Genomic DNA, 14,033 nt, shown 5'->3' on the forward strand with positions numbered 1-14,033 from the left:
GAAAGGGCGGCCCGCGGGCCGCCCTTTCTGTTGCCGGCGAATCCTCCCGCTCAGCGCGCCAGCTTGCGGGTCACGGCCGGGCCGGTCGCCGCGCTGACCCCCAGGGCCGACAAGGTGTCCCACTCGGCCTGGGTCTCCACCTTCTCGGCAATCACCCGGATATCCAGGCTGGTGGCGACCTCCACCACCGCTTGCACGAAACGCCGGTTGCCATCGCTGAGGTCGATCTCGGCCACGAAGGAGCCGTCGATCTTGAGGTAATCGACATGCAGCGCATGCAGGCGCGGAATCGCCGCGAAATGCTTGCCGAAGTGCTCGATGCCCAGGCGGCAGCCGAAGCGGCCCAGCAGCTCCGACAGGCGCGCCACGCGTCCATAGCCTTCCTCGGCCGACAGGCCGCGTTCGGACAACTCCACCCACAGGCGTGATGCCTTGGCCGGGAATGCCCCCAGCATCCCGGCCAGCGCGTCGAGGAAGCCCGGTGCCTCCAGCGACAGCGGAGAGAGGTTCACCGCAATGTCCTCGCGCTGCGAATCGAGGCGCGCCAGCGCCAGTTCCAGCGCGATCAGGTCCAGGCGATCGGTCAGGCCCAGGCGCGCGGCAGCCGGCATGAACTGACCGGCACTGACCAGCCCCTCCGGCGTGGCCAGGCGCAGCACCGCCTCGTGATGCAGCACCCGCCCGTCGGGCCCGGCCACGGGGAAGCTGGCCAGCTCGAAGCGCCGCTCCGCGATGGCTTCGCCGATCTGTTCGCGCCAGTGCTCGCCGGTGGCCGGCTGCGCCCCCTCCCCCGGCACCACGCCGCCCGCGACCGGCGTGCCGGCATTCTCCGCCTGCATGATGGCGGCATCGACGCGCAGCATCACCTCGCGTACCGACTCGCCGTGCTGATAGCAGGTCCAGCCGACCAGGCCGCCCGGCATGCAATCGGTCATTTCCTGGCGATAGAAGCGGTTGAACTGCGCCGCCAGCCGGCTCGCCGCCTCCTGTGCGGCGCCCGCGTCGGCGGCCGGCAGCAGCAGGCCCATCTCGGCACCATTGAGCCGCCCGGCCGCTGCTTCGGCCGAATCCTGCATCAGCTCACGCAAGGCTTCGCCGAGGGCGACGATCATGCCGTCGGCGCGATCGCGTCCCAGGCGCTTGTTGACGCCGGCCAGGTCGCTCACCCGCAGCACCATCACGGCTCCGGCCGGCGCGGCGCGCTCGTCGCTCAGCGCGCTACGCAGCTCGCCCATGAACACGCTGCGCGTGGCCAGCCCGCTCAGCGCATCGCGGTTCGCCTCGTCGCGCAAGCTCTCGATGCGCGCCGCCTGCTCGGCGAACATGGCCTGCAGGCGCTGCACCATCGCATTCATGGCGCGCGACACCACGCGCAATTCCAGCACCTCGGGCTCGGGCACGGTCACGAAATGGCGCTCGCCGATCGCCTCGGCCTGCTGCACCATCGACTTGAGGGGGCGCCCGGCCCAGCGGATCAGCCAGCCGAGCAAGGCCGCCAGCAGCAGGCCCACCAGCAGGAACAGACCCGCCAGCACCAGGCTGCCCCGCCACAACGAAGCATAGGCATAGCGCGTGCTGGCCACGATCCGCAGGCTGCCGGCCTGGCGCCAGCCATCCGACACCAAGGCCTCGCCGGCACGCGCCTGCAGCGGCACCAGGGCGACGAACCAGCGCGGCGCCTGCGGTGCCGGCGCGGCGGTCACGCGCTCGACCACCACCTTGCCCGCCACGTCGCGATAGCTGATCGACTCGAAGTGACCGGAATCGAAGAGCGCGCTGATCAGCAGCTCGCTCATCGCCGCGTCCTTGCTCTGCTGCGACATCGACAGTGCCAACGAGGCCGCGCTGTCACTGGCCTGCACATAGAGTTGCTGTTCCAGGTAGTTCTTGGCGGTCAGCATGCTGACCACAAAGCAGCCCAACAGCCCGACCAGCATGGCGAGCAGCACGCTCAGCCACAATCTTCTCATCAGCGACATGTGCGCCTCCCTCTTCTCTTTTCACGGCCACTGACGCGGCATCCGGCCTGCCCCGCAGCCTGTCTCCCCCACGCCTGACATTGCATCACAAGCCCTCCCGCCCGCAAATGGTCATGGTGTGAAGCCCTCCGCACGCATGCGCAAGATCAGCTCGTTCCAGCGCGACAGGCGATCCACCGGCGAGGCCGGACGATCCGCCCCGGCCATCCACACCCCCTGGCTGTTGAAGCTGAACACCGGCGCCAGGTCCGGCCGCCGCGAGGCCGGGCGGATCTCGCCCAGCAGGTTGTCCAGCACCAGCGGTTCCGCATCGGGGCTGGCGTACCAGCCCAGCACCATGTGCGCCTGCGTGATGCTGCTGCTGGGCCCACCGATGCGCGCCCGCACGTAGATGAGCCGCAGGCGCTCGGCCGGCACGCCGATCTCGACCAGGCTGAAGTACTTGGCGAGCGCGAAATCCTCGCAGTCGCCCGCGGCGCGCCCCAGGGTCTCCAGCGGCGTGGCCCAGTAGTCGGTGGCCTGCCAGATGTCCGGGTCCTCGCCGAAGCGGATGCGCCGGTTAAAGAAATCATTGACCCGCCGAAGGCGCTCGGTCTCCGGCAGCTTCGCCGCCTCTCCCAGGGTGCTGCGCCAATCCTGCAGGCTGCGCGCGCCCTCCGGGCCGAAGCGCTGGGTGATGCTGCGCGTCAGGCGTTCCACGTCATGCGCCGTGGCCAGCAGGCTGCACACGAGCAGCAACAGGCCGGCCAGCCGCAGCCCGAAGTGGCGCACCAGATGCGAAGGGATGACCGCGCTCACGCGCTGCATGCAGGAAGCGGGTTCAGTGTGATGTTTGTCGCAATCAGCATGGTGCGGACACAAAATGAAGCACCCTTGCGGGACATTGCGTTCATGTGACGGCTACAATCCGCGGCAATTTCAAGCACATTCCTCATGTGCCGCCTGTTCCACCGAAGCACACGGACGGATCGGTCGCGGCAAGGGAGCCACTCTAAATGCTGAAGTCCATTCATGTCGCGGTCATGCTCGCCATGCTGCCGTTCACCGTGCAGGGGGCAAGCCTGGGCGAGGTGACGGAACGCGCGCTGGCGCGCAGCCCCGACGTACGTGCTCGACTTCATACCTTCCTTTCCTCGGGCTTCGACGAGGACGCCGCGCGGGGCGCCCTGCTGCCGCGCGTCGACCTCGAAGCCTCTTATGGCCGCGAACGCCTGCGCCAGGAACCGGCCCAGGCCCTCTACTTCAATCACTCCGCCGTCAGCCTGCAACTGCGCCAGTTGCTGTTCGACGGTTTCGGCAGCACCAGCGAGATCCGTCGCCTGGGCTACGCCAAGACCATGCGCTACTACGAGTTGCTGGCCGGCACCGACGACATCGCGCTGGAAACCGCGCGCGCCTACGTCGATGTACAGCGTTATCGGCAGCTCACCGCCCTGGCTCAAGACAATTGGGCGGTGCACAAGGAAATTTACGACCAGATCGAGCAGCGCGTGAAGGCCGGTGTCGGCCGTCGCGTCGACCTGGAGCAGGCAGCCGGCCGTCTCGCCCTGGCCCAGACCAACTGGCTCACCTCGACCAGCAACCAGTACGACGTCAGCGCCCGCTACGAGCGCGTGGTCGGCGAGGCACCGCCGGCGGTGGTGGAGACGCCCAACCTGTCGAGCAAGCTGCCGGTCGAGCGCGACGTGGTGCTCGCCGCGATCCAGGCCAACCCGCAATTCCAGGCCGCCGTGGCCAACCTGCGCTCGGCCCGCGCGCAGACTGACGTGCGTCGCGCGGCCAACTACCCGACCGTGGAGTTCCGCGCCTACAAGGACGTGGAGCAGCGCCGCAGCGGTCTGCCCGGCCAGTACTCCGACTCCGCCGCGCAACTGGTGCTGAACTACAACCTGTTCCGCGGCGGCAGCGACCAGGCGCGCATCCGTTCGGCCCTGGCGCAGTATGATGCGGCGGTGGAGACGCGCGACAAAACCTGCCGCGACATCCGCCAGACCACGGCCATCGCCTGGAACGACGTGCGCAAGCTGCGCGCCCAACTGGAGCACCTGGAACAGCACGCGCTGTCGACCGAGAAGGCGCGCGACGCCTACCGCCAGCAGTTCGACATCGGCCAGCGCTCGCTGCTGGACGTGCTGGATACCGAGAACGAGCTGTTCGACGCGCGCTCCTCGCTGGTCCGCGCCGAGTTCGACCTGCGCCTCGCCGAGTTCCGCGTGCTGGCCGCGACGCACCGCCTGCTCTCCGCGCTGGGCCTGGCCCCCAATCGCGGCGAGAGCATCGACGAGCCCGCCGGTGGCCGCGAAGAGAACGACAACGCGGCAAGCTGCAACACCACCATGGCCACGGCCGAGCCCCTGGACCTTGCCGGCGCCATGGCCAGCCGGCCGCCGCGCCCGCTGCCGCTGCCCGCGCCGACACCGCCGGCCGCGCCCGCCACGGTCCCCGCGCAATGCGAGTTCGCGGCCCACGACTGGGCAGCCGCCTGGTCTGCACGCGACCTCGGCAAGTACCTGGGCTACTACTCGGCCGATTTCGAGCCGATCACCCGCGCCGACAAGGAAGACTGGAAGCGCTTCCGCGCCGAACGCCTCAACAAACCACAGATCAGCGTCACCCTGGACCGCCTGCAGGTGCGCCAGCTCTCGCCCGATAGTTGCGAAGTGATGTTCGAGCAACAGTACCGCTCCAGCGACTATGCCGATGACGTGGCCAAGAAGCTGGTGCTCAAGCGCGAAGGCAAGGACTGGCGGATCATCCGCGAGATCGCGCCGAAGAAATCCAGCACCAACTGAGGCTCGCAGAGGCCTACAGAAAAAAGGGCGCCCGTGGGCGCCCTTTTTCATGGTTCGCTGCCCGCGGGGGCACGGCTTCAGCCGCCGGTACCGCCCACCGTCAGGCCGTCGATGCGCAGGGTCGGCTGGCCGACGCCCACCGGCACGCTCTGGCCTTCCTTGCCGCAGGTGCCGACGCCGGAGTCCAGCTCCATGTTGTTGCCGATCATCGCCACGCGGGTCAGCGCGTCCGGGCCGTTGCCGATGATGGTGGCGCCCTTGACCGGATGGCCCAGCTTGCCGTTCTCGATCACGTAGGCCTCGGCGGCCGAGAACACGAACTTGCCGCTGGTGATGTCGACCTGGCCGCCGCCGAAGTTGGCGGCGTAGATACCCTTCTTCACCGAGGCGATGATCTCCTCGTGCGTCTTGTCGCCGCCCAGCATGATGGTGTTGGTCATGCGCGGCAGCGGCAGGTGGGCGAAGGATTCGCGCCGGCCGTTGCCGGTCGGGGCCACGCCCATGAGGCGGGCGTTGGTCATGTCCTGCATGTAGCCGACCAGAATGCCGTCCTCGATCAGCGTGGTGCGCTGGGTCGGGTTGCCTTCGTCATCCACCGTCAAGGAGCCGCGACGATCCGGCAGGGTGCCGTCATCCACCACAGTCACGCCGGGCGCGGCTACACGCTTGCCGATCAGGCCGGCGAAGGCCGAGCTGCCCTTGCGGTTGAAGTCGCCCTCCAGTCCGTGGCCGATTGCTTCGTGCAGCAGGATGCCGGGCCAGCCGCTGCCCAATACCACCGTCATGCTGCCGGCCGGCGCCGGGCGCGCCTGCAGGTTCACGGTCGCCTGATGCACCGCGCGGCGAGCGTACTCCTTGAGCAATTCGTCGCTGAAGTAGGCGTAGCCGGTGCGGCCACCGCCGCCAGCCGAACCCTGCTCGCGGCGGCCCTTGTCTTCCATCACCACGCTGATCGACAGGCGCACCAGCGGGCGCACGTCGGCGGCCATGTGCCCATCGGAGCGCGCCACCATCACCACCTCCCAAGTGGCCGCGAGGTAGGCCATGACCTGCACGATGCGCGGGTCCAGCGCCCGCGCATGCGCCTCCAGGCGCTCCAGCAGGCGCACTTTCTCAGTGTCGGGCAGCGAGCCGATCGGGTCCAGCCCGGCGTACAGCGGCGCGGCATGCGTCGGCGCACCGACCTTCACGCGACGCGTCTCGCCAGCGGAGGCGATGGCACGCGTGGCGCGCGCCGTCTGCGTCAGTGCGGCCAGACTGATGTCGTCGGAGTAGGCGAAAGCGGTCTTCTCACCCGCCACTGCACGCACGCCCACGCCTTGCTCGATGTTGAAGCTGCCGGACTTGACGATGCCCTCCTCCAGGCTCCAACCCTCGGCGCGCTGGTACTGGAAGTAGAGGTCGGCATAGTCGACCTGGTGCGACATGATCTCGCCCAGCACTTTCGACAGCTTGGCGGGGCTCAGGTCGTAGGGCGTCAGCAGGGTGTCGCTGGCGGTGTGGAAAGCAGCTTGGGCGGGGCTCAGGGGTGCATTCATGGTGTTCTCTTCAATGATTTCGCCCCACTCTGACAAGGCTCAGCGGCCCTGAAAAATGAAGCGAAGCGGTCCTGGCCAAGGGCCTGGACCATGTTCTCGGGGCCTCAGGTGAAACGACGGTGGGCGAGAGCTGGCAGGCTAGCACGGACCGCCGCGATGCGCGCCGGGTCGATCTCGCCCACCACCACGCCGGGTCCCAGCGGGAGGCTGTCCAGCACCGTGCCCCAGGGGTCGATCAGCATGCTGTGGCCGAAGGTCTGGCGACCGTGCGGGTGGGTGCCGCCCTGTGCGCTGGCCAGCACATAGCACTGGTTCTCGATGGCGCGCGCGCGCAGCAGCACCTCCCAGTGCGCCGCGCCGGTGGTGGCGGTGAAGGCAGCCGGCAGCAGCAGCAGGTCGATCTCGCCCATGCGCCGGAACAGCTCCGGGAAGCGCAGGTCGTAGCACACCGCGAGACCGGTGCGCCCGGCCGGCGTGTCGACCACGACGACCTCGCTCCCGGCCTCGATGGTGCGCCCCTCGTTGTAGGACTCGCGCTCGGTCTGGAAGCCGAACAGGTGAATCTTGTCGTAGCGCGCCGCACGGCTGCCATCCGGGCGATAGAGCAAGGTCGTGTTGCGGACCTTGCCGTCGTCCTGCGCCAGCAGGGGCACGGTGCCGCCGGCCAGCCACAGGCCATGGCGCCGCGCCGCGTCGGCCAGGAAGTCCTGCAAGGGCCCCTCGCCCTCCCGCTCGCGCAGGCGCACCTTGGCCGTCTCATCGGGCGCGATGAGGCAGAAGTACTCGGGCAGTACGGCCAGTTGGGCGCCGCGCGCGGCCGCCTCGGCGAGCAGCGCGTCGGCTTCGCGCAGGTTGGCGGCCACGTCGGGGCCGCTGATCATCTGCAGGGCAGCGACGCGGACCTTCGGGGTGTCAGGACTCATTTCTTGCCTCCGATGGGTGGGCTGGGCAGCAAGGGGTTGGCCAGCTTCTCGATGCGCGGGTCGGCCCAGGGGCCGGTGACGCTGTACTCGAAGCTGAACAGTTTCTCGACCGGGTCGCGCAACACCTTCTGCGCCAGATAGGTCGCCACGCCGGCGATCGGGTTGATCACGGTGACTGCAGTACCGACCGCGATGGCCTCGGACAGCGAGGGCTGCACGGCGATGTTGAGGCGGTGCGTCTCGCGCGCCACGTCGGTGCTGCCACGCATGTACACCTTGGCCGCCGGGCCGCGGATTTCGAGGTTCTGCGTGCTCATGACGCCTTGCGAGAGGTCGAGGTCGGCGCGCAGGGAGTCGAAGGCGAAGCCCTCGCTGAAGATGTCGCGGAAGTCCAGGGTCAGGCGGCGCGGCAGGGCCTGCAGGCTGAGCACGCCGAGCAGGCGGCCGAGCCCGGTCTCGATCTTGGCGAACTGGGCAGCATCCACTTCCAGGCGCAGGCGCCCGCCCAGGCTGGGGTAGTCGAGGCTGGTCGGCGAGCCGTTCCAGCCGATCTCGCCCTTGAGCGAGCCACTGCCATTGAGCAAGGCATTCGGGTGCCCCAGTCGGCCCAGGGTGGCGCCGGCATGGGTGGCGGCGAGGGCCAGCTTGAAGCGCGTCGCCGAGCGTCGCCCGGCCGGACGCAACCATTCGCCGCTGCCCTCGATATGGAAGTCGGGATTGGCGATGTCGATGCGGGTGAGCAGCCAGTCGCGCCCGTTGTTGACGGCTTGCAGCTCCAGCTTGCCCATGGTGAGCCCCTGCGGGCGGAAGTCCTCGGCCATCACGTCCAGCGCAGGCAGCTCGGCCGGCTCCTCGGGCGGAGTGGCGGACGGCTCGGACTGGGCCGGCGCGGCCTCTTCGGGATGCGCACTGCTCAGCGTCAGGCGCGCCAGGCGGGCGAATACCTGCCCCTTGCCCGCGCCGGCGTAGCGCAGCTCGCCCGCGATGTCGGGCCCGTCCAGGTGCAAGGTCCAGCCTGCAGCCTGCCCCGTGCCGCGCAAGCCGACCTGGCGGAAGCGGTAGCCCAGGCCCAGCACCTCGTCCGCCTGCAGTGCCAGCTCCATCACCACGGACTCGCCACCACTGGCGGCCGGCACCGCGTCATGCAAGGCGGCGATCCAGGCATCCAGATCGAGCTGGGCGAAGCGGCCGCCAAAGCGCCAGCCGCGTGCCGGCAAAGAGGCCGCCTCACCCACCCCCAGCGCCCCGCGCACGAAGCCGCAGCGCTCGCCACTGCACTGTTCCTGCCAGTGCGCTTCGAGGCCGCCGTCCAGGCGCACCCGCCAGTCCTGCAGACTGTCTGCACTATCGACCAGGGGAAAGCGCGACTGCCACTGGAAACTGAGCGCCCGGTTGCTGCCCGCGGCCGGCTTGGCCAAGGGTACGGGCAGGGTCGAACGCACGCCCTGCAGACTGCTGTCCACCGCCACATCCACCCCGTTCGGCAACACGCGGATGGTCGCACGCACTGGCGCGCTGCCCTCCAGCGCCTGCCAGGCCGGGCTGGCCACCAGCTCGTTGAGGCCGCGCACCGGCAGCACCCCCTCGGCGACGAAACGCTGGCTGCCGTCGGCTTCCGTGCTGCCCGTGGCCCGCACACGGGCGCCCAGGAACAGCGCGCTGGCCTCGCCGAGGCTGAAATCGCGCTCGGTAAAGCCGACCGTGGCCGCCGCCTCGTTCATCCACGGCAGGCCCGGCACCAGGCGCAGGCGGGCCTGCTCGAAGCGGAAGCTGCCCTTGACCTTGCTGTGGTGGATGTCGTGCAGCGGCAGGTCCAGGCGCAGGTCCAGTTCGCCCGCACCCTGCGCATCGAGACGGCGGATGAAGGGGCCGATGCTGCTGCGCAGCTCGCTGGCCTGCACGTAGTTCTGGAAATCCGGCAGCGGGCCGGCGGCCTGCCCCTTGACCGTCATGACCTGCTTGCCGGCCTCCATCAGATTGGGAATCTCGACCGTGGCGCCACGCAGGCGCACCGCGCCGTAGCGTCCCTCGCGCGCGGTGATGCGCATCAGCTCACGCTCGAACAGCAGGTGGGCACGCACGCCGGCGAAGCCGGGCCAGCCCTGGGCGAAGTCCAGCCGCGCATCGCGCACCTCGACATCGACACGGAACTCGCCGCTGCCCGGCTCAATGAAAGGAAACTTGTGCAGGTCGCCGGCCAGGCGCACGGTGGCGCGCTCGCCCACGCCGTCGAGCAAGTGCTGGCGCAGCCAGGGCGACAAACCGACGACATGATTCGGAACGTACTTCCAGGCCTCGCGCCCCACGCCAGAGTGCGCGCGCGCCTCCACCTCCAGGTAGCCGGCCTCGCCCGGCCGACCGCGCCACAGACCACTGCCTTCCACCGTCACGTCGGCATTGCGCGCGCTGGCACGGCTCAGCCGGACCTCCAGCGGCGCCGGCGCGTCACCCGTTGCGGCCACGCGCGTCCAGTTGCCCTCCACCCGGGCCTCGTCCAGGTGCAGCTCGGGCACCGGCATGATCGTGGGCAGCAGCAGGCCCCCCTTGCTCACGCCGAGACGGAAGCGCCCCGCGCGCTCATCCCCGCTGGCGGTGCCGGACAGGCCGTGGAAACCAGGGGCCGAACCGACCGGATGCAGGCCCAGGTGCTCGAACGCGGAGTCGAAGCTGTAGCGCTGAGGGGCGCCCACCTCGCCCTCCCACTTGGCCTTGAGCAGGCTGATCCGCCCCTGCGGTGCGCGCAGGGCCAGCTCGTTTCGCAGCGCATCGGGCAGGGGCAGGCCGGCGGCAAGCTGGGCCAGCGGCGCCAGTTCGATGCGCTCGGCCTGCAGCTCCCCGCGGGCCTCCTTGCCCTCACGCGCCGCGACGTGGCGCAGGCTGAAGTTGCCGGGTGCCACGTTGAGCCCCTCGGCGGTGCGCAGGCGCAGGCGTTCGGCCGCCACTGACAGCTCGCCCTCGCGCGCCGCAAAACGCAGGCGGCCGCTGGCCTCGGCCATGTCCAGCACCGGCAAATCCTGACCCAGGCGCAGATGCAGCTCGCGCAGCGCAAAATCAGCGGTCAGGCTGGCCACCCGCGGACCTTCAAAGTTGAGCCAGGCGGTCAGCCCGCCGCGCCCACCGGGCAGGTCCACCGGGTAGTCCACCCATTGCTGCCAGGCCGCCAGGTCGAAGCGTTCGGCGTTCAGGAACAGGCTGCCGCGCCATTCGGCCAGCTTCGCCAGGCTGTCGCCGCGTAGGTCGCCGCGCAGGTCCAGGCGGTCAGCCATGTCCGGCGGCGGGCTCGCCAGCAGGGCGAAGCTGTGGCGCTCGCCACGGTTGAGCAGGCGCAGCGAGAGCTGGTCCAGGCTCAGGCGGGGTGCGCCGCGCTGCTCATCGAGCCAGCTCAGGCGGGCGTCCTCGATCACGATCTCGCGCTGTGCCAACAGCAGGTCGGCTGGACCGGGGCCCCCATCGCCCCTCTTGATCTCCAGACCGGCCACGAACAGACGCCCCTCGCGGTCACGCCGCAGGGCCAGATCGGGACGGATCAACTCGACACGGTAAAGGTGCGCCTCGCCCCGCAGCAGGGAAGACCAGGCGATGGCGGCATGCACCTCGGGGAGTTCCAGCACCAGGCGCCCGTCCGCATCGACGACCCGGAAACCCTGCATGTGCAGGCGTGGGCGCAGACCGCGCCATTCCGCCTCCAGGCTGGCGATCTGGACCTGCTGGCCGAGGCGCTGGCCCAGCGCGGCCGCGATGTCATCCTTGTAGGCCGAGACCCGCGGCGCCACCACGTTGGCCAGCAGCAGGAACACCGTGGCCAGCACGAAATAGGCGACGATCAGCCCGCGCCACACCGCCTGCGGCACCGCGAACAGCGCGAATGCGACAAGCGCGAGCATGCGACGCCACCACGGCCAGTGCGCGTGGGCGGCGGCATGCTTGGGCTTGGCGGACGGGGGAAGGGGGTTGGACATCGGCGGGCCGCGGGGTGCGGCGAAAAGTTGGGGCGGATTTTACCCGATGGACATGCGCCGCCGGCGCCCGTTCAACGGCAAAATGCAAGCATCTGCAACCGCCCCGCCCCCGCCATGAAATCGCATGACGCGCTGATCGCCGCTGCCGCCACCCACAGCCACTACCTGACGCGTCAGCTCACCGCGCGCGCCTGGCTGGCACCGCGCCTGGGCGAGGTGCTCGAACGGCCGCTCACGCGCGAGGACATGCTGGCCTTCCTGGCCGAGACGCCGCTCACCGCCGACACCCTGGGCGCGCGCCTGCGCCAGTTGCGGGCCTATGTGTACGCCCACGCAATGGTGCGCGACCTGGCCGGCCTGGCGCCCTTGCACGAGGTGATGAGCGCGATGACCGTGCTGGCCGAGGTGGCCATCGAGACCGGCGTCGACGCGCTCACCGCCCAGTTGGCCGAGCGCCACGGCCTGCCGCGCAACGCGGCGGGCGAGGTGCAGCCGCTGATCGTGATCGGCATGGGCAAGCTGGGCGGCGGCGAGCTGAACGTCTCGTCCGACATCGACCTCATCTACGCCTACCCGGAGGACGGGGAGACCGACGGCGCGCGCCCGCTCAGCAACTTCGACTTCCACACCCGCCTGGGCCGCCAGTTGATCGGCCTGCTCGCCGAACAGACCGCCGAGGGCTTCGTGTTCCGCGTCGACATGCGGCTGCGCCCCAATGGCGACTCCGGCCCGCTGGTGGCCAATTTCGAGATGCTGGAAAACTACTTCATCAGCCAGGGGCGCGAATGGGAGCGCTACGCCTGGATCAAGGCACGCCCGCTGACGGGCAGCCAGCATGCCGAGCTGAAGAACATCGCGCGCCCCTTCATCTTCCGCAAATACCTGGACTTCGGCGCCATCAACGCGATGCGCGGCCTGCATGCGCAGATCCGCCAGGAAGTGGCGCGCCACGACCGCGCCGACAACATCAAGCTGGGCCCCGGCGGTATCCGCGAGATCGAGTTCATCGCCCAGGTATTCCAGCTCATCCGCGGCGGGCGCGACGCCAGCCTGCAGATCCGCCCCACCCTGCGCGTGCTCGACAAGCTGTCCCAGTCCGGCATCCTGCCCGACGACACGGTGGCCGAGCTGGGCGCGGCCTATGACTTCCTGCGCCGCCTGGAGCACCGCATCCAGTACCTGGAAGACGCGCAGACGCACATGATCCCGGCCAGCGAAACGGAGCGCGCCAAGCTCGCCCAGGCCATGGGCTGCACCCATTTCGAGGCGCTCCAGGCCGCGCTGGAGGCACACCGCCGCGTGGTCAGCCGCCACTTCGACGAGGTCTTCTCCGACCCGGCCGCCGAGCAGCACAAGCTCACCCCGATGTGGAACAGCGCCGGCGAGATCGAGAGCGCCCACCAATGCCTCGCCCAACTCGGCTTCCGGGAGGCCGAGGCCAGCAGTCAGCGCCTCCAGGCCTTCCGCAGCGGCGCGCGCTTGCGCAGCCTGGGCGAGGAGTCGCGCGCGCGCCTCGACGCCCTCATGCCGCGCGTGCTGGAACTGGCCGCCGCCCGCCCGAATCCGGACGAGACGCTCACGCGCAGCATCGACCTGCTGGAGGCGATCTGTCGCCGCGCCGCCTACCTCGCCCTGCTGCAGCAATACCCGCAGGCCCTGGCGCGCGTGGTGGAGCTGATCTCGGCGTCGAGCTGGGCCGCCGCCTACCTCACGCGCCACCCGCTGCTGCTGGATGAACTGCTCGACAGCCGCAGCAAGCCGGACAGCCTGGTGCTGGCCGAACTGGCCGCGCAGGCGGCGGGCGAGCTGCGCGCCCAGATGGACGCGCTGGGCGAGGACACCGAGCGCCAGATGGACGTGATGCGCGAGTTCCACCACACCCGCGTGTTCCGCCTGCTGACCCGCGACCTGGCCGGCCTGCTGAGCGTGGAGACCTTGTCGGACTGCCTCTCCGCCCTGGCCGACATCGTGCTGGAAGAAACCCTGCGCCAGTGCTGGCAGAAGCTCGGCAAGCGCCACGCCGAGCAGCACCGCTTCGCCATCCTCGGCTACGGCAAGCTGGGCGGCAAGGAGCTGGGCTATGCCTCGGACCTCGACCTGGTGTTCGTGCACGACGACCCCGACCCCGACTGCCAGCCGATCTACGCCCGCCTGGGTCAGCGCATCAGCACCTGGCTGGACAGCCACACCCCGGCCGGCCACCTGTTCGAGACCGACATGCGCCTGCGCCCCAACGGCGACTCGGGACTGATCGTGATCTCGCTGGAAGCCTTCGAGAAATACCAGCGCGAGAGCGCCTGGGTGTGGGAGCACCAGGCCCTGACGCGGGCCCGCTTCTGCGCCGGCAACCCGGAGGTGGGCCGGAAGTTCGAGCGCCTGCGCCACGAGCTGCTCAGCGAACCGCGCGACGTCCCCAAGCTGCACGACGAGGTGCTGGCGATGCGGCGCAAGATGGCCGACTCCTTCGCCAACAAGGGCGCCGGCTTCGAGCTCAAGCACGATACCGGCGGCCTCATCGACGTCGAGTTCATCGTGCAGTACCTGGTGCTGGCGCACGCCCACCAGTGGCCGGAGCTGTGCGGCAACATCGGCAACATCGCGCTGCTCAAGCTGGCCGCCAATGTCGGCCTGATCCCGGCCGATCTCGCCCACGCGGCGGCCGACGCCTACCGCGAGTTGCGCCGCGCCCAGCACGCGCTGCGCCTGAACCAGCACAAGAGCCGGGTCGACGACGCAGGCCTGCAAGCCCAGCGCGACGCAGTGAACGCGCTGTGGCAGGTGGTGTTCGGTCCACGCGCCTAGGCCGGCGACCGCGCATCCCCCGCAGTCGCCCTACCATCCG

General features: G+C 69.8%; 7 protein-coding genes. 2 read left to right on the forward strand and 5 right to left on the reverse strand.

Annotated elements, in window-relative coordinates:
- Positions 1–50 precede the first annotated feature (50 nt).
- Together NMB43_RS15060 and NMB43_RS15065 are read right to left on the reverse strand one after the other, a co-directional pair.
- A complete protein-coding gene (locus tag NMB43_RS15060) occupies positions 51–1,979 on the reverse strand; it encodes a bifunctional diguanylate cyclase/phosphodiesterase (RefSeq protein WP_494348981.1) in 1,929 nt (642 codons plus the stop codon).
- Positions 1,980–2,090: 111 nt separating this feature from the next.
- Entirely contained in the window at positions 2,091–2,777 is a 687-nt protein-coding gene (locus NMB43_RS15065; protein ID WP_494348982.1) for a transglutaminase-like cysteine peptidase, read from the reverse strand.
- Between the two features lie 197 nt (positions 2,778–2,974).
- On the opposite strand from NMB43_RS15065, the gene NMB43_RS15070 reads away from it, so the two are divergent.
- The gene (locus NMB43_RS15070; protein ID WP_494348983.1) at positions 2,975–4,771 is read left to right on the forward strand and encodes a TolC family outer membrane protein; all 1,797 of its coding nucleotides are present in this window, start codon (positions 2,975–2,977) and stop codon (positions 4,769–4,771) included.
- A gap of 77 nt (positions 4,772–4,848) precedes the next feature.
- Here NMB43_RS15070 and tldD read toward each other — a convergent pair whose 3' ends face one another.
- The 3 genes from tldD to NMB43_RS15085 all read right to left on the reverse strand — a co-directional run bounded on the left by tldD (position 4,849) and on the right by NMB43_RS15085 (position 11,191).
- A complete protein-coding gene (gene tldD, locus NMB43_RS15075; RefSeq protein ID WP_494348984.1) occupies positions 4,849–6,309 on the reverse strand; it encodes a metalloprotease TldD in 1,461 nt (486 codons plus the stop codon).
- Between the two features lie 104 nt (positions 6,310–6,413).
- Positions 6,414–7,232: a carbon-nitrogen hydrolase family protein gene (locus NMB43_RS15080; RefSeq protein WP_494348985.1), complete on the reverse strand. Its 819-nt coding sequence runs from the start codon at positions 7,230–7,232 to the stop codon at positions 6,414–6,416.
- Positions 7,229–11,191, reverse strand: a complete 3,963-nt coding sequence (locus NMB43_RS15085; protein ID WP_494348986.1) for a YhdP family protein — start codon at positions 11,189–11,191, stop codon at positions 7,229–7,231. The genes NMB43_RS15080 and NMB43_RS15085 overlap by 4 nt, the downstream gene beginning before the upstream one ends.
- A gap of 114 nt (positions 11,192–11,305) precedes the next feature.
- Between NMB43_RS15085 and glnE the strand changes: the two genes are divergently transcribed.
- Positions 11,306–13,993, forward strand: coding sequence for a bifunctional [glutamate--ammonia ligase]-adenylyl-L-tyrosine phosphorylase/[glutamate--ammonia-ligase] adenylyltransferase (glnE, locus tag NMB43_RS15090; protein WP_494348987.1), 2,688 nt, complete (start codon positions 11,306–11,308; stop codon positions 13,991–13,993).
- Positions 13,994–14,033 lie beyond the last annotated feature (40 nt).

It is taken from the genome of Uliginosibacterium sangjuense (assembly GCF_059132465.1).

Coding starts and splice junctions, on each gene's coding strand:
- tldD (WP_494348984.1), bottom strand. CDS start 6,309: ATGAATGCACCCCTGAGCCCCGCCCAAGCTGCTTTCCACACCGCCAGC.
- NMB43_RS15070 (WP_494348983.1), top strand. CDS start 2,975: ATGCTGAAGTCCATTCATGTCGCGGTCATGCTCGCCATGCTGCCGTTC.
- NMB43_RS15085 (WP_494348986.1), bottom strand. CDS start 11,191: ATGTCCAACCCCCTTCCCCCGTCCGCCAAGCCCAAGCATGCCGCCGCC.
- NMB43_RS15080 (WP_494348985.1), bottom strand. CDS start 7,232: ATGAGTCCTGACACCCCGAAGGTCCGCGTCGCTGCCCTGCAGATGATC.
- NMB43_RS15060 (WP_494348981.1), bottom strand. CDS start 1,979: ATGTCGCTGATGAGAAGATTGTGGCTGAGCGTGCTGCTCGCCATGCTG.
- glnE (WP_494348987.1), top strand. CDS start 11,306: ATGAAATCGCATGACGCGCTGATCGCCGCTGCCGCCACCCACAGCCAC.